A 14,811-nucleotide genomic window follows, 5' to 3' on the forward strand; every position below is an offset into this window, starting at 1 on the left:
GTCGGCTCCTCTCCTGCGCTCAGTGTCCCTCGCGGACGGTTTCGCGCCGGTATCACTCACGTGATCCGCGGTGCCCTCCGCAGCGAGCGGCACGAGGGGTTCTGCTGAGCCGTAGAGTCTCCGCGCCGCGTGCGGTCAGGCAATCGGGTGTGGTCCGGCGGTGAGGACGGTGTCGAGCGGTGCGCCGGACCCCCTCCTTCATGCGCAGGTGACCCGTAGACCCACCACAGCGATTTGACTCTGACACCGATGTCAGACTTTAGCGTCGCCGCATGAGCACTACAGAGTCACTTCCCCAGCCCTACCTTGACGTTGTCGTGCAGGGCAGCGGCCCGGCACTACTGCTCGCCCACGGTGCCGGCGGCGGGATTCAGGGCAACTTCGGCCTCGTCCTCGACGACCTGGCGCGTGACCACACTCTCATCGGCCCGCACTACCCGGGGGCCGGCGGCTCTCCGGTCGCCGCCGAGCCGCTGCAACTGGACGAACTCGCCGACCAACTGGTCGCCTCCGCCGTCGCGACAGGGCACAAGTCGTTCGGCATCCTGGGCGAGTCGCTCGGTACCGCCGTGGCGATCCGGGCCGCCACCCGCCACCCCGAACGAGTCACGGCCCTCGTACTCACCGCAGGTTTCCCGGTCGCCGACCCGTTCCTGGCGCTCGCAGCCCAACTCATCAAGACCCTCGCAACGGCGGAGGCGTGGGGCGATGTGGCCCGACTCGCCTGCGTGTCGTGCATGTCACCGGCAGACCTGGCCGAGATCTCCCCCGCCGACCTCGACGTCCTAGTGGCACAAACCCAGGCCGGAATGCCGCCCGGGATGGTGGATCACTTCGACCTGGTATCCCGGGTCGACGTCCGCGAAGACCTCGCACAGGTGAGTGCGCCGACCCTGGTGGTAGCGCCGACCGGCGACCGTCTGGTCCTCCCGGACAGCTCATACCGCCTGGCCACCGGTATCCCGGGCGCCAGGCTGATTGAACTGCCTGGCGCCGCGCATGTCCTGAACGAGGCCGACCGGGCGACCTGGCTGCGGCATGCCCGCGAGTTCCTCAGCACCGTCAGCCAGCAATCAGCGTGACCGCTCTTGCCGAACAGGCTCGCCCGCCCTCGTGTCTGACACGACGGCGGCGGGCCGGCCTGGCCGTGCTCATGATCACCACGGCGTAGCGATGATCAATCCCTGCCTAATGGTCTGACACGCCCGTCAGGCGTTCACCCGTCTCCGCCGCGGCGTTCGTCGATACGTCCCCGAAACCGCCGGACTCCTACAACTGGACGAAGGAAGCGCCGATCCGCTTCCCGTGAACGACGAATTCCCGTGAACGACGAATCCGCTGACGGTGAAGGACGAGAGACATGACGAACCATCGACGCCGCCCGTTGTTGCTGGCCGCGGGGCTGCTCCTGACCGGCCTCCTCGCCGGCGCCTGCGCCAGCAACGAACCAACCGGCCCGAGCGTGGCGAACCTCGGGCCGTCCGCCTCGCCGAGCGCCCGACCCTCTGACTCTCCTAGCGATCCGAAGGCCGCCGCATTGGCGTATTCCCGCTGCATGCGCGACCACGGGGTCAAGAGCTTCCCCGACCCCGACAGCGACGGCCGCCTGATCCTCAACTCTCGGCCCGGAGACGGGATGGAGCCGGGCAACCCCACCTTCGCCGCGGCGGACAAGGCGTGCAAGCCGCTGATGCCAGGCCCCCCGGAAGTGGACCGGGACAAGATCCGGGCGGCGAACGTGAAGTACTCGAAGTGCATGCGGGACAACGGCATCAAGAGTTTCCCCGACCCGTCCGCCGACGGCTCCCTCCAGATCCAGAACCAGCCCGGGACCGAACTCGACCCTGGCAGCCCGAAGTTCCAGGCAGCCGAGAAGGCGTGCGGGTCGCTGTTGCCCGAGGGCGGGGGCGAGCGCAGCCTCAACCAGAAGGACGGGTCATGACCACCGCGAGATTCCGGACTGAAACCAAGACCGGACCCGAGACCGGACCCGAGACCGGACCCGAGAACGGACCCGAAACGATCCCGACCGGAGCGCCGCCACCGCGACGACGTCGCCGAAGGGTGCTGCTCGCGGGCGCGGTGGTGGTGGCCGTCCTGGCCGGCGCCGTCGTCGCGGTCGATCGTACGCATCCGTTCGGCATCGACCTGGCCGATCCGTTCGCTGCCCGGCGTACCCCCGCCAGCACAACGGCCGCCAACCAGGCGGCCACCGCCACCGCGGCCGTGGAACGCCGGTCGTTGTCGGCGCGGACCAGCCTGGACGGCACGCTCGGGTACGCCGGCAGTTATCAGGTCGTCAACCAGGCCCGCGGCGTGGTCACGGCCCTCCCGTCCGTGGGCAGCGTGATCCGTCGCGGTCAGGTGCTCTACCGCGTCGACGGGAAGCCCGTGGTCCTGCTGTACGGATCGACACCCGCCTACCGCGATCTGGTCGCGGGTGCGGACGCCTCCGATCTGACGGGCCAGGACGTACGCCAGCTCAACGCCAACCTGGTCGCGCTCGGGTACGCCACGCGATCCCAGCTGGACCCGCGCTCCGACGAGTTCAGCTGGCGTACCAAGCGAGCGGTCAGGAGGTTGCAGGCGGATCTGGGAATGACGAAGACCGGGAAGCTCACGCTCGGCCAGGTGGTGTTCCTGCCGGACGCGTTCCGGGTCACCAGCGTCTCGGCGACCAAGGGGGCGCCGGCCGGACCCGGCAGCGCTCTCCTGGAGGGCACGTCGACCGCGCGGCAGGTGACCGTCAAGCTTCAGGCCAGCCAGCAGACGCGGCTGAAGGTCGGCGACCAGGTGACCATCACGCTGCCCACTGGTACGACGACGCCTGGCCGGGTGACTTCGGTGGGCAAGGTCGCCAGCACCCCGGAGTCCGCGCAGGAAGCGCCGAAGATCGAGGTGGCGATCACCCCGACCGAACCGGCGGCGACGGGCAGCCTCGACAAGGCACCGGTCACGGTGGGGATCATCTCCGATCAGGTGAAGGACGCGCTCGTCGTACCAGTCGAGGCGCTCCTCGCCCTGGCTGGCGGCGGGCACGGCGTCGAGGTGGTCGCACCCGGGGGAACGCGCCGGCTGGTCCGCGTGACGCTCGGGTTGTTCGACGACGACGCGGGGATGGTCCAGGTCACCGACACCGAACTCACCACCGGCCAGCGAGTGGTGGTGCCGTCCACATGAGCCCTGACATGACGGCCCCAGGCATGACGGGCACTGCCACCGCGCCGGTGCTCGAACTCCGGGACGTGACGAAGACCTATCCGAGCACGCCGCCTGTGACCGCGCTGCGGGGTGTGAGCCTGACCGTCCGGCAGGGCGAACTCGTCGCGATCGTCGGCCCGTCCGGATCGGGGAAGACCACGCTCCTGCACCTGATGGGAACTCTCGACCGGCCCACCACCGGTCGGGTGCTCCTCACCGGACTCGACGCCTCGGCGATGACAGACCGGCAGGTGGCCAGACTGCGGGCGACCCGGATCGGGTTCGTCTTCCAGCAGTTCTTCCTCGCCGAGCACGCCACCGTCCTCGACAACGTCGCCGACGGACTGCTGTACGCCGGAACGCCGTACCGGCAGCGTCGCGAACTCGCCGCCGAGGCGCTGTCGTCCGTAGGACTCGGCGAGCGGCTGCACGCCCGACCGACGCAACTTTCCGGGGGCCAGCGGCAGCGCGTCGCCATCGCACGAGCCCTGATCGGCCGACCCGCGATCGTCCTCGCCGACGAACCCACCGGCAATCTCGACCACGCCACCGGCCAGTCGATCCTCGCCCTCCTCCACGCCCTTCACGATCGGGGGACGACCATCCTCGTGATCACCCATGACCGCGAGATCGCCGCGCACCTACCCCGCCAGGTCGACATGCTCGACGGCCGGATCGTCGCGGACACCGCCAAGCCTGACACTGTTTCTCCAGCCGCTGCCGCGTCTCCAGCCACCGCCGTTTCTCCAGCCGCTGCCGCGTCTCCAGCCACCGCCGTGTCTCCAGCCGCTGCCGCGTCTCCAGCCACCGCCGCGTCTCCAGCCACCGCCGCCAGGAGGGGATAGGCATGACCGGTCTCATCGCTCCTGTCGTACGACGATTACGGCCGTCCGACCTGGGCCGGGTGGCGAGTGTCGGCGTACGCACCCGCAAGGTGCGCGCGGCCCTGTCGGCCCTCGGTATCGCGATCGGCGTGGCCGCCCTCGTGGCGGTGCTCGGCCTGTCGTCGTCGTCGCAGGCGGGCCTGTTGGCGCAGATCGACCGGCTCGGCACGAACCTGCTCACGGTCACCACCGGCAAGACGATGTTCGGCGATACGGCCGAACTCCCCAAACAGGCGCCCAGCATGATCAGCCGCATCGGGCCCGTCACGCAGGTCCAGCAGACCGGCGTCACCACCGCGAAGGCGTACCGCAGTCCGCTGATCCCCGCCATCAACTCCAACGGGTTGTCGGTCCAGGCGGCGAGCCTTGACCTGCCCCGCGCTGCGGGCACCAGCCTGGCGCAGGGCCGGTACCTCAACGCGGCCACGGCCCGCGAGCCGGTCGCGGTGCTCGGTGCCGCCGCGGCGGAACGCCTCGGGATCGGCCGGATCCGGGTGGGCCAGCGGATCTGGGTGGGTGGCCAGTGGTTCTACGTCACCGGGATCCTGCGTCCCGGGGTGCTCGCCCCGGAGATCGACACCGCCGTGCTGGTCGGGTTCCCCGCTGCCGAGCGGTACCTCGGGTTCGGCGGGTACCCCTCGACCATCTACGTACGCGCGGACACCAGCCAGGTGGACGCCGTTCACGGCGTGCTCGGCGCCACCGCCAACCCTCAGGCTCCGAGTGAGGTCAATGTCAGTAAGCCCTCGGACGCACTGGTCGCCCGGGCGGCGGCGCAGAGCGCCTTCAACTCGTTGTTCCTCGGGCTGGGGGCCGTGGCGCTGCTGGTGGGCGCGATCGGTGTCGCCAACACCATGGTCATCTCGGTCCTCGAACGCCGGCCCGAGATCGGACTGCGGCGAGCCCTCGGCGCCACCAGAGGGCACATCCGCATCCAGTTCCTCGCCGAGGCCATCCTGCTCGCCGTCCTTGGCGGCGCCGCCGGCGTCGCGGCCGGGGTCGCCGCGACCGCCATCTATGCCACCACCAAGGACTGGTCGATCGTCATCCCCACGGTCGCCTGGGCGGGTGGGTTCGCCGCCACGATCCTCATCGGAGCTGTTGCCGGGCTGATCCCCGCACTCCGGGCGGCGCGGATGCCACCCACCCAGGCGTTGTGGTCCCTGTGACCCCTGTGCCGCTGTGACCCGGTGACGCGATTCAGCCCTTGCGACGGGAACCCGCGACCTGCCGGGTCGTCACGCAGATGCGGTTCCAGGCGTTGATGGCCGCGATCGCCACGACCAGCGCGGCCAGTGTGGGTTCGTCGAACTGGCGGGCGGCCTCGTCCCACACGCGATCCGGCACCGTTTCACCGCGGTCGCTCAGCCGGGTCGCCTCCTCCGCGAGGGCGAGTGCCGCTCGTTCGGCGTCGGTGTAGTACGGCGCCTCGCGCCAGGCCGCGACCGAGAACAGCCGCTCGTCGCTTTCGCCGGCCGCTTTGGCGTCGTGGCTGTGCATGTCGACGCAGAAGCCACACCCGTTGATCTGGCTGGCGCGCAGCTTCACCAACACGAGCGTGCTGTGCGGGAGCGGGCTGTTATGTACGTACGCCTCGACACCCAGCATGGCTTTGTACGCTTCCGGCGCGATCTCGGCGATGTTCATTCGTGCCTGCACTGATCCTCCTGACAGTCCGCGGGTGACGCGCCTTCGCGGCTTTGGCACCCTCATCGATCGCCAGGAGGACGAGACAGCGGCCGATCGCGTGACACCGGGTGTGCGGCGAGCTTGGCCGACAGGTCAGCCGTCGCCGGTCCGAGAAATTCAGGCTTCTCGCACCGCACCGATATGCACGGGATTGTCGTCAGGGTCGGCGACTGTGGCGACGCGTTCGCCCCAGGGCGTGTCCTGGGGTTCCTGGATGACGGGAACGCCCGCCGCACGGAGCCGACCGACCGCCTCATCAACGTCGTCGGTGTAAAACCAGAGCGCGACGTGGCGGCCGCGCGGGGCTTCGGTGTCCTTGCCGAGCCCAAGCGTGAGTGGCCCGAGCGCGAGCGTGACGAACTCCGGCTCCCCTTCAGCCGGAAAGGCATACACCTGTTGGAAACCGAGCTGTTCGCTGTAGAAGCGCATCGCCCGGCCAAGGTCTGGTGTCGAGAGAATCGGGAAGCCATCACGGAACATTCGTTCAGGCTACCCGCGACGAAGGGGCCACGCCCTTAGCTCAGTTCGACGCGGCCATGCCTACCTGGGGTCGGGGATCCTGGTGGACGACGAGCAGATTTCCCCAGGGGTCAAGGAACTTCAGGAAGGTACCTGCGCCCGGATCGACGTGCCAGGTCGTGATAGGCGCGCCGATCGACTCGAGGTGCGACCGCAAACCGCCGATATCCTCAGTTTCGAAGCCGACGGCGGGCATGACTTCGCCGTTCTTGTCGAAGTTCGCGGTCGTGTCGGCGTCGGTCTGCCACAGAAACAACGTCGGCCCGGACGGGAGTCTCAGTATCGCCAGATCGGTGCGGTAGCCGTTGGGGCAGGTGAAGCCAAGGTTTGCGCAATACCAGGCCACCGCGTCCGCGGTATTGGCGACCGGTAGCTGAACATGAGAAATCTCGCGCAACGTCGAATTCATCTGTGCCTGCAATTCGGGTATGCCCGCATGCAAGGAAGTCTGGCACCAAGCACCCCCAGGCCGACGAGACTGATCGCCCGCCGGCCGGACGGGGAGACACCCACGATCCAAGCGGACCGCCTGCACGTGAGGAAGGTAGGGCCGTTCCGACACCTCCGCCCACCACCATCGGGCGCGGCCGGCGGGTGGCGAAGGTGGCCGCCCCGGGCGTGCCGTAGATCATGCCGCAGCGTCGGGGACGTCGCTCGAGTTGTCCGCAGATTCACTGGAATCGTATCTTCGGGTATCGTCCGACGGTGAGTTCTGCGCGATCGCAATGGAAGATCCACGGCGAGCGAGTCGTGGATGAGAACCGACACATCCGGCTGTCAACGGTCGATGTGGAGTTGCCGGACGGCACGCGCTTCACTCAGTACGTCGCCCGCATGCCCCGGTGCGCGATGACCCTCGTCCTCGACGATCAACGGCGTGCCCTGCTCATGTACCGGCATCGCTTCATCGTTGACCAGTGGGTGTGGGAGTTGCCGGGCGGCTACGTCGACCACGCCGAGAACGTCGCCGCTGCGGCGGCCCGAGAGGTCGAAGAAGAGACCGGCTGGCGACCCCGGACGATGACGAAGCTGGTGAGCTTCCAGCCATCGATCGGCTCACTCGACCAGCCACAGGAGATCTATCTGGCCCGCGGCGCGGACCGCGTGGACACCGATCCGGACATCAACGAAGCCGAAGCCGTCCGCTGGATACCACTGACCGAAGCGGCGGAGATGATCGAGACCGGCGAAATCGTCGGTGCGGCCACCGTGGTCGCGATCTATCGAGCACTCACACTCACACCGTGAGGGCCGCGACGCGCCTGCGGAAGTCGCCAACCTCAGCCAGACTGTCGTGCGGGCTGAGTCGGTGCCGCAGGTCTCGGAGGTAGCTGAGGCTTCTCCGCGAGGAAAGTCCCTCAACGATGCTGACGGCCTCATCACCGATGCGTACCGCTTCCAGCGGCTCCTCGGCAGCACGAGCGGACGCGAGCAGGCAGAGGTTGAACGCCCGGCCCCGACGGTAGCCGTCGGACATGTTCAGAGATCGTTCCGCGTAGAAGCCGGCCCGGCGGTTGTCGGAGAGCTCACGGAAGCAGTGGGCGAACTTCGCTGACAGATACGCCTCGTCGAAGTACGTCAGCCATTCCGGCGCCGTCGCCTCGGAGCGTTCGAAGGCCTTCTCCGCGGATCTAAGGCTTTCCGCGCAGGCCGCGGCATCGTCACGGGCCGCGTGCCCGTGAGCCTCCACGATGTGGCACTCCGACTCTAGTGCTGCCAGACCTGCCTTTCGTGCACCGATCTGGGCTGCGCGGGCCAGGTCGACGGCATCGCCGGGTCGGCCGATGTAGGTGGCCTGGTGGCTCATCGCGGCGAGGACTTCTGCTCCGAGAGCGTGGTCACTCGCGGTCCGTGCCATCCGAAGTGCCTGGATGAGGTACCTCTGGGCGAGACCGTGTTCTTCCTCGTCGTAGGCCATCCAACCGGCCAGCTTCGTCAGTTCGGCCGCGGCCGAGAACAGTTGACGGCCGACCTGCTCGACATAGCGGCCGCGTAGGAGTGGGGACACCTCACTGTGGAGGTACTGGACGACTGTCTGTCGGATCCGCCCACCGCCGACGCGGTTGTCCAAGTCCCGGAAGCTGCCCGTCATGGACCGTAGGGCATCAACATCAGAATGGCCGACCTTTCGCCGCCCAGATGAGGCGGGCTGGTCTGGGCCAGGGAGCGTAAGCCACCGCATCGACGCCGCCGTGTAACCCGCGACCGCGTAGGCGATCCCGGTCAAGACCTTTCGGCGCTCCACGTCACCTCTCCACAACGCCGTTACCGTGTCCACGCCTTCTGTCCAGCTCAGGGGGAATTCAAGCCCTAGGTCTGCCTGCTGACCCTCAGCGTGCATTCCGCAATCGGAAGGCATTGTTCGGCGGCCGAGTGCCTCGCTGAGTACGGCCGCAATGAGACCCGGCCCGGGCGGCCTGGGTTGCTCTCCTTCAAGCCACCGCCGAACCGAGTTGTGGTCGTAGCTCAGCTGGTGGCCGATGGCACGACCGCGTTCGACGACACGGCGGGCAAGCCCCTTATGGGTGAGCCCGGCCTCCTCGACGAGTTCGGCCAGTACGCGGTTGGGCTGCTTCGGGCAACGTCCCATCGTTGTCCTCCTGGACTCAGATGTGCAGCTTGGCACGATCTGCGCCTGCGCTGCCATCAGCTGCCGAAAACCCGCTCCCCCCGTGCACTCCCCCTCCCCGTATTCCCGCCTTATGCAGCGACAGGAAATGGGGTGTTGTCGTGTCGTGGACAAAGAGCGTGTGGTGGCGACCCCTTCACAAGGTGGCCGGCGAAGTCGCTCAACTCGTCGCCGAACGTGAGGGCGCAGCCGACGACGCCGCGCCTCATGGGGGAGGTTTCCGTGGGCATCACCTACAGCGAGGCAGGGGCCCGAGTCCGTCGGCGCCTGGAGGCGAACGACGCGATCAGCGAACAGTGGGCACAGAAGCTCAGGGACCGCGTGGCGGACGAGATGGGCTGGCACGTAGACCTGAGTTACGACACGATGCGCGGCTGGGGAGTCCACGCTCGGAACCCGAAGCTCCCGCACGACTCCGGGGTGACTCTGTTCTGCACTGTCCGAGACGACGGTGAGGCGCGCTGGGGATGGCTCAGGTCATTCTCGTGGGGCGTTCCCGCCAAGGACCTGGACGGCGCGATCGCCTACATGCGCCACCTACTACCAGACCCCCGGCCGTTCTGATGGCCGCCGTCATCCCAACCCAGGCGACCCACGCCGACCTCGCCGTCGCTGTCCTGACCCGCGAACTCGGCGGCACCCGGATGCGCGATCTTGCCGAGGAACTCGAACGTACGCACCGCCCGAACCGGGCACGCCTGACGATCCGGTGGAGGCCGGATCGTCCCCGTCCCCGCACTGCGCGACGCCTGGTGCGTCTCGTGCGGACGGCCGTGGATGTGCCCCCACGCCCGCATGGCCGAGTTGGTGCTGCACCCGCTCGCCTGAGGGCCCCACGAATGGATCTCTGCCCGCTCGCCACTCCCCGGGCTGGAGGTCCCTGTCAGGCCCGGGGCGTCTACTGCCCCCGGACGCCCCGGGCCTACACCCAAAAGCCGCCTCGACCCTCCAATGACGAAGGGTCGGGGCTCGCACAACAACACACAGCCCGGATAGCGGCCGGGCCATACAGGAAGGATACGGATGATCCCCGGTAACGGAAGTTCCTCCCACCTCGTCGACGTCGAGCAGATCGACACGTCCGGCCACAGCATCAGCGCCGGCCACATTAACGGCGAGCAGGTCGCCGACCGGCAGTAGTTCCACCTCCGGCAGGGCCTTCGGCCCCCTGACCCCCTGCGAGGGCCCTGCCCAGCTCCTTTGTTCCGGATCGCAACACCCCCATGTGGTTCAGAGACGAAGGGATTCACAATGAAGCGAGCATTACTCGCAGCGGCACTACTCGTGCCCCTACTCGTAGCCGTGGGGGCGACCAGTGCCGCGGCGTCTGAGCGGCAGCCAGACAGCAGGACCATGGCCCCGGCCGCCACCATCGCGGCGACCGCAGCCACGGACGGGTGCGCTGAAACTGGCGCTCCCAACACCGGCTGGACATGCCCGCAGCCGGACTACAGCCCGACCGGATACTGCATCTTCATCGGGTGCTGGAACCGCCTTAACATCGCCGAGGCCGAGTTCAAAGGCGTCATCAAATACGGCTACCGCGACAGCCGGGGCCGGCAGATCCAGCTCGGGACGGTGACCGTCAGGGTCGTCGACAAGCTGTACGGCGGGACGACGAAATCGACGGTCAACCACATGGAGAATGACAGCACGACGCTGCGGAATGGCCTCATGGAGGCCGAGCGGTACTACTACTCCGCCGCCTGCAAGGCCAACGGCTGCCGGGTCAACAATGGCGGGGNCTCCACGTACAAGAAGATCGGCCCGTCTTCACGGGCCAGGGACGTGCGGCTGACCTGGGGGCCGCCAACCTACGACCAGTACGCCGGCGTCGCCAAAGTCGCCTACGGGATGACCTGGCACAAGTGGCGGTGGAGCGACGACCGATACCGTGGCACGTTCTGGGCCTGGACCAAGGGGCCGAAGGTGCAGCGCGTAGACAACGTCTACAAGTTCATGCTCCCGTTGCAGATGGCTGACGAGAACTGGGACTCCGGCTGGATCGGCTGAGGCCCCTTGCGTGCCCTCACCCCTCGGGGTGGGGGCACGTTCTATTGTCGGCTGAGACTGAGAGGACACCGATGGTCGAGTACAGTGCGCGGGCCCGCAGAGAGGCTGAGTTGCATGCCTACGCGGTCGAGGAGCACGCCGACCCAGAGCGGCATCGGTTGACCACTGGCTCAGACGAGCTGATGCCCCTCAACCCGAGGATCCAGCCAGTGGTGGCGCCGGCGCCGGGCACCGGAGTCGTCTTAGTTGCCGAGTCCTCCGAGGAATGGGGCCCACCGAGCTGGGAAGCACTGTGGTACGGGGATGAGGACTCGGACACGGGTCTGAACTGTCCCGTCCACCACAAGGCCGGCGTGTTCGAGTGGGCGGCCCGACAGCCAGCCGCCCGGCATCGGGTCCGCTTCATCGGAGCTGACGAGGTGCCTTACGAAGTCACGCCCCCGACGAACCGGAAGCCCGACACCGGCACCGGGTTCCTCTTCATCGGCCTCGACGACGTGACTCCGATCTGGGTGGGGGCGTGGGCCGACCTGGGTGATGGCCTCGACATCCTGGCCGACGACGACCTGCGGGTGGTGATCGAGTGGGCGCAACGTCAGCCAGCCGCCGCGAAGCTGATCTTTTCCTTGGGCGGCTTCGGTTGGGTCGACATGGACGACTTCGTGGCCGATCCGGAGAGGCATCTCCATCGGTAGCTTCGGCCACTGATCACCCTCGAAAAAAGTCCGCGACGATCCGGGCCTGCCATGACCGCTCCGCCGAACTTCACGCCAACTACGACCGCGACGTTCGGCAGGTTTCGGCGTGGGTGCCAGCCGGCTTCACGCTCGCCACCGACCTGACCGAGCACAAGGCGAAGGCCCTCCTGATAGCTATCGAGTCACTCCTTGTCCGTCCCGAGGCGCAGGTCACCGATGACGGCGAACTACAGGCCCTCAATGATCCAAGCCTGGATCAAGGCCATGGAGTCCGAGCTCGGACTGAGCGCCACGACGATCCGCGACACCGTGGGCTGGGTGTCGGCGATGTTCAACGCCGCGATGGACGACGGCGTGGTGGCGCGGCACCCGTGCGTCGCCCGGTCAGTTCGCCGGCCACGGGTCGAGCGGCCGAAGGTCGTTCCCTGGGATCTGAAGCGTGTCAACGCGGTCGCGGCGGAGATGCCGGCTCGACTGCTCGAGATGGTCTTCTTGGCCACCGGCTGCGGGCTGCGGCAGGGCGAGCTGTTCGGGATCGGCCTGAACGACGTTGACTTCCTGAGGCGAGTTGTCCGCGTCGAGCGCGAAGTGCGCATCGTCGGGGGCAAGCTCGTGTTCTCGCTGCCGAAGGGTCACAAGACACGCACCGTCCCGCTGCCAGATGCCGTGGCGTTGCGGCTGTCAGCGCACATCAAGGAGTTCCCGCCGACCGAGGTGACGCTGCCATGGGGGACGCCGGGCGGTGACCCACTGACGGCCAAGGTCCTGTTCACATCTGACGCGGGCAAACGCACTGGAGAGGAACCGGTTCAACGACGCCTGGCTCGCCGCGAGACGGAAGGCGAAGGCGCCCACCGGGCGGCAGGACGGGATCCACGTCCTGCGGCACACCGCGGCGTCGGCATGGCTGTCCGCTGGGGTCGACATCAAGAACGTCGCCGAGTACCTCGGGCACACCGACGCGGGATTCACGTTGCGCACCTACACGCACTTGATGCCGTCGAGCGAGGATCGAGTTCGCCGGGCAATGGACGCGTTCTTTGCCGAGTCGCTGGCGAGTGCCCCGGTTGCGCCCTCGGAGGCGCGGAAATCCACGTCTTCGCTGGTCAGAGAGTCGCGGTCTCACATATTGATCATGTGGCCGGCGAGTCCGTGGATGGCCTCCTTGACCGCCTCTCCCAGGGTGGGGTGTGCGTGGACGTTCCTGGCGACCTCGTTGACGGTGAGGTCCCACTGCTGGGCGAGCGTCAACTCCGGCAGGAGTTCGCTGACGTCAGGTCCGATCAGGTGCGCGCCGAGCAGTTCGCCGTACTTCGCGTCGCTGAGGATCTTGACGAAGCCGCCGGTGTCGCCGAGCCCGTGCGCCTTGCCGTTCGCGGCGAACGGGAACTTCGCCACCCGTACGTCGTGACCGGCCACCCGTGCCTGCGCCTCCGTCAACCCGAAGCTGGCGATCTGCGGCTGGCAGTAGGTTGCCCGCGGGATCATCACGAAGTCGAGTTCCATCGTCTCGGCGCCACCGATGGTCTCGGCGGCGACAATGCCCATGGCCTCCGCGGCGTGGGCGAGCATGAGGTTCGCGGTCACGTCACCGATCGCGTACAGATGCGGGACGTTCGTACGCCCGCGACGGTCGACGGCGATCGCGCCACGGTCGGTCAGCGCGACCCCGGTGTTCTCCAACCCGTAGCCGGCCACCCGCGGCACGAACCCGATCGCCTGCAGGACCTTGTCGGCTTCGAGGGTCTGGCGCTGGCCGTCACGCGACACCTCGACCCGCACCTGCTCACCGGAGTCGTCGATGGAATCCACCCGGGTCGAGGTGAGGACGTTGATGCCAAGGCGCCGGAACCTCCGGGCAAGCTCGGCGGAGACCTCCTCGTCCTCCAACGGCACAACCCGGTCGAGGAACTCGACGATCGTCACCGCCACGCCGTAGTTGTGCAGAATGTACGCGAACTCGACACCGATTGCGCCCGCGCCGGCGATGATGATGCTGCTCGGCAGCTTGTCGCTGAGGATCTGCTCCTCGTAGGTCACCACCCGCTCGCTCAGGCTGGTGCCGGGCAGCAGCCGCGTGGTCGCACCAGTCGCGATGATGCAGTGGTCGAACGTCACGGTCTCGTTGCCGCCGTCGGCCCCGTCCACCCGCAACGTGTGCGGGTCGGTGAACGTGCCGCGGCCGTCGTATTCCGTGATGCCGTTCTTCTTCATCAGGTAGTGGACGCCCTTGACCCGCCCGTCGGCGACCTTCCGGCTCCGGGAGTACGCCACGCCGTAGTCGAAGCGGACCTCGCCGTCGACCTGGATGCCGAACGTCGCGGCCTCCTTGCCCACGAGGTGGGCGAGTTCGGCGTTCCGCAGCAGCGCCTTGGACGGGATACACCCGACATTGAGGCAGACGCCGCCCCAGTAGCGTTCCTCGACGACCGCTGTCGTCAGGCCAAGCTGCGCCGCGCGGACGGCGGCGGTGTAGCCGCCGGGTCCAGCGCCAAGCACCACGACGTCAAAGTGAGTAGGCATGCTTGCACGATAGCCAGGCTGACCACCCGGCCACCTTCACGGGCGGGCCGGCGGCCGTTCAGGGCAGTCGAGGGACGTCCAGCCGCCGCAGCACCTCGGTCAGCGTTCCCTCGTCGCCGACGTTGCCGGGTACGACGACGTACGGCAGAGGTCCGACGGTTGCCGCGCCCGAGCGCCGCGCCGGTGATGAGGCCGGTCAGCGCGACCGGCCGGCTGGCGATTTCCATCAGCGTGCTTCGTGGGGAGATGCCGCGTGAGGTGACGGCCGTCTCGAATGGCGTACACCCGGTTGTGTCGGATAGTGAGAAGGCGGGCATTTGTCTCACATTGTGTACACCTTTGGCGGACCTCACGCGGCAAGTCCCCACCTCACTAGTACTACAGCCGTAGATCGTGATCTTGCCTGATCGGCCTTGCTGGGTAGGGGCGTTGGGTGTCGGCGGGTCGGTGCGTGACGACGGGCGGCCACCGCTGCATTGTCTGTGTTTGTGAAGACAACAGATGAAGATGCCGCGATGGCCGCTGCGCTCAGCATAGAGGTCGGTCGCTGGGAGTCCGAACTGGGCGAGCTGATGTGCAGAGTTGGTCGCTTGTTCGCCCGTCGAGAGACCCGGCAGACCGCGGCGGACGTGGTGGATGGGCTGCTGGCTGATCT

General features: G+C 67.7%; 13 protein-coding genes and 2 pseudogenes. 10 read left to right on the forward strand and 5 right to left on the reverse strand.

The features are described from left to right. Positions 1-272 precede the first annotated feature (272 nt). The 5 genes from B141_RS0133715 to B141_RS0133735 all read left to right on the forward strand — a co-directional run bounded on the left by B141_RS0133715 (position 273) and on the right by B141_RS0133735 (position 5,254). Complete coding sequence (locus tag B141_RS0133715) at positions 273-1,082, forward strand: alpha/beta fold hydrolase (RefSeq protein WP_026257818.1); 810 nt, start codon at positions 273-275, stop codon at positions 1,080-1,082. A gap of 278 nt (positions 1,083-1,360) precedes the next feature. Continuing rightward, the gene (locus B141_RS46525) at positions 1,361-1,942 is read left to right on the forward strand and encodes a hypothetical protein (protein ID WP_020579601.1); all 582 of its coding nucleotides are present in this window, start codon (positions 1,361-1,363) and stop codon (positions 1,940-1,942) included. Then, positions 1,939-3,180 (forward strand): peptidoglycan-binding protein, encoded by a 1,242-nt coding sequence (locus tag B141_RS0133725; RefSeq protein ID WP_020579602.1) that lies wholly within the window; start codon positions 1,939-1,941, stop codon positions 3,178-3,180. Before B141_RS46525 ends, B141_RS0133725 begins: the two co-directional genes overlap by 4 nt. An 8-nt stretch (positions 3,181-3,188) precedes the next feature. After that, positions 3,189-4,046, forward strand: coding sequence for an ATP-binding cassette domain-containing protein (locus tag B141_RS44205; protein WP_020579603.1), 858 nt, complete (start codon positions 3,189-3,191; stop codon positions 4,044-4,046). 2 nt (positions 4,047-4,048) lie between these two features. Continuing rightward, positions 4,049-5,254: an ABC transporter permease gene (locus B141_RS0133735; protein WP_020579604.1), complete on the forward strand. Its 1,206-nt coding sequence runs from the start codon at positions 4,049-4,051 to the stop codon at positions 5,252-5,254. A gap of 31 nt (positions 5,255-5,285) precedes the next feature. Here the strand turns inward: B141_RS0133735 and B141_RS0133740 are convergent, their stop codons facing one another. From B141_RS0133740 to B141_RS0133750, 3 genes are all read right to left on the reverse strand, one after another. Beyond that, positions 5,286-5,744, reverse strand: a complete 459-nt coding sequence (locus tag B141_RS0133740) for a carboxymuconolactone decarboxylase family protein (protein ID WP_026257820.1) — start codon at positions 5,742-5,744, stop codon at positions 5,286-5,288. Positions 5,745-5,891: 147 nt separating this feature from the next. Next, on the reverse strand, positions 5,892-6,254 hold the full coding sequence (locus B141_RS0133745) for a VOC family protein (RefSeq protein ID WP_020579606.1): 363 nt from the start codon (positions 6,252-6,254) through the stop codon (positions 5,892-5,894). A gap of 40 nt (positions 6,255-6,294) precedes the next feature. Further along, positions 6,295-6,702 (reverse strand): VOC family protein, encoded by a 408-nt coding sequence (locus tag B141_RS0133750; RefSeq protein WP_020579607.1) that lies wholly within the window; start codon positions 6,700-6,702, stop codon positions 6,295-6,297. A 296-nt stretch (positions 6,703-6,998) separates the two neighbouring features. Between B141_RS0133750 and B141_RS0133755 the strand changes: the two genes are divergently transcribed. Further along, positions 6,999-7,541 (forward strand): NUDIX domain-containing protein, encoded by a 543-nt coding sequence (locus B141_RS0133755; RefSeq protein ID WP_040423095.1) that lies wholly within the window; start codon positions 6,999-7,001, stop codon positions 7,539-7,541. Here the strand turns inward: B141_RS0133755 and B141_RS44210 are convergent. Then, positions 7,531-8,385: an NsdA family TPR-like regulatory protein gene (locus B141_RS44210; RefSeq protein WP_237742872.1), complete on the reverse strand. Its 855-nt coding sequence runs from the start codon at positions 8,383-8,385 to the stop codon at positions 7,531-7,533. The genes B141_RS0133755 and B141_RS44210 overlap by 11 nt on opposite strands. Before the next feature lie 759 nt (positions 8,386-9,144). On the opposite strand from B141_RS44210, the gene B141_RS0133765 reads away from it, so the two are divergent. The 4 genes and pseudogenes from B141_RS0133765 to B141_RS53065 all read left to right on the forward strand — a co-directional run. Next, on the forward strand, positions 9,145-9,486 hold the full coding sequence (locus B141_RS0133765; protein ID WP_237742873.1) for a hypothetical protein: 342 nt from the start codon (positions 9,145-9,147) through the stop codon (positions 9,484-9,486). 1,520 nt (positions 9,487-11,006) lie between these two features. Beyond that, positions 11,007-11,630 (forward strand): hypothetical protein, encoded by a 624-nt coding sequence (locus B141_RS0133780; protein ID WP_020579613.1) that lies wholly within the window; start codon positions 11,007-11,009, stop codon positions 11,628-11,630. Positions 11,631-12,116: 486 nt separating this feature from the next. After that, positions 12,117-12,353, forward strand: a pseudogene (locus tag B141_RS53060) (tyrosine-type recombinase/integrase); the annotation flags it as partial. Positions 12,354-12,426: 73 nt separating this feature from the next. Beyond that, a pseudogene (locus B141_RS53065) lies at positions 12,427-12,618 on the forward strand (tyrosine-type recombinase/integrase); the annotation flags it as partial. Between the two features lie 137 nt (positions 12,619-12,755). Here B141_RS53065 and lpdA read toward each other — a convergent pair. Continuing rightward, positions 12,756-14,156 carry a dihydrolipoyl dehydrogenase gene (gene lpdA / locus B141_RS0133795; protein ID WP_020579616.1) on the reverse strand — a complete coding sequence of 467 codons (1,401 nt, stop codon included), beginning with the start codon at positions 14,154-14,156 and terminating at the stop codon, positions 12,756-12,758. Positions 14,157-14,811 lie beyond the last annotated feature (655 nt).

The organism is Actinopolymorpha alba DSM 45243 (assembly GCF_000373925.1).
Taxonomy (GTDB): domain Bacteria; phylum Actinomycetota; class Actinomycetes; order Propionibacteriales; family Actinopolymorphaceae; genus Actinopolymorpha; species Actinopolymorpha alba.

Coding starts and splice junctions, on each gene's coding strand:
- B141_RS0133715 (WP_026257818.1), top strand. CDS start 273: ATGAGCACTACAGAGTCACTTCCCCAGCCCTACCTTGACGTTGTCGTG.
- B141_RS46525 (WP_020579601.1), top strand. CDS start 1,361: ATGACGAACCATCGACGCCGCCCGTTGTTGCTGGCCGCGGGGCTGCTC.
- B141_RS0133725 (WP_020579602.1), top strand. CDS start 1,939: ATGACCACCGCGAGATTCCGGACTGAAACCAAGACCGGACCCGAGACC.
- B141_RS44205 (WP_020579603.1), top strand. CDS start 3,189: ATGACGGCCCCAGGCATGACGGGCACTGCCACCGCGCCGGTGCTCGAA.
- B141_RS0133735 (WP_020579604.1), top strand. CDS start 4,049: ATGACCGGTCTCATCGCTCCTGTCGTACGACGATTACGGCCGTCCGAC.
- B141_RS0133745 (WP_020579606.1), bottom strand. CDS start 6,254: ATGTTCCGTGATGGCTTCCCGATTCTCTCGACACCAGACCTTGGCCGG.
- B141_RS0133750 (WP_020579607.1), bottom strand. CDS start 6,702: ATGAATTCGACGTTGCGCGAGATTTCTCATGTTCAGCTACCGGTCGCC.
- B141_RS44210 (WP_237742872.1), bottom strand. CDS start 8,385: ATGACGGGCAGCTTCCGGGACTTGGACAACCGCGTCGGCGGTGGGCGG.
- B141_RS0133780 (WP_020579613.1), top strand. CDS start 11,007: ATGGTCGAGTACAGTGCGCGGGCCCGCAGAGAGGCTGAGTTGCATGCC.
- lpdA (WP_020579616.1), bottom strand. CDS start 14,156: ATGCCTACTCACTTTGACGTCGTGGTGCTTGGCGCTGGACCCGGCGGC.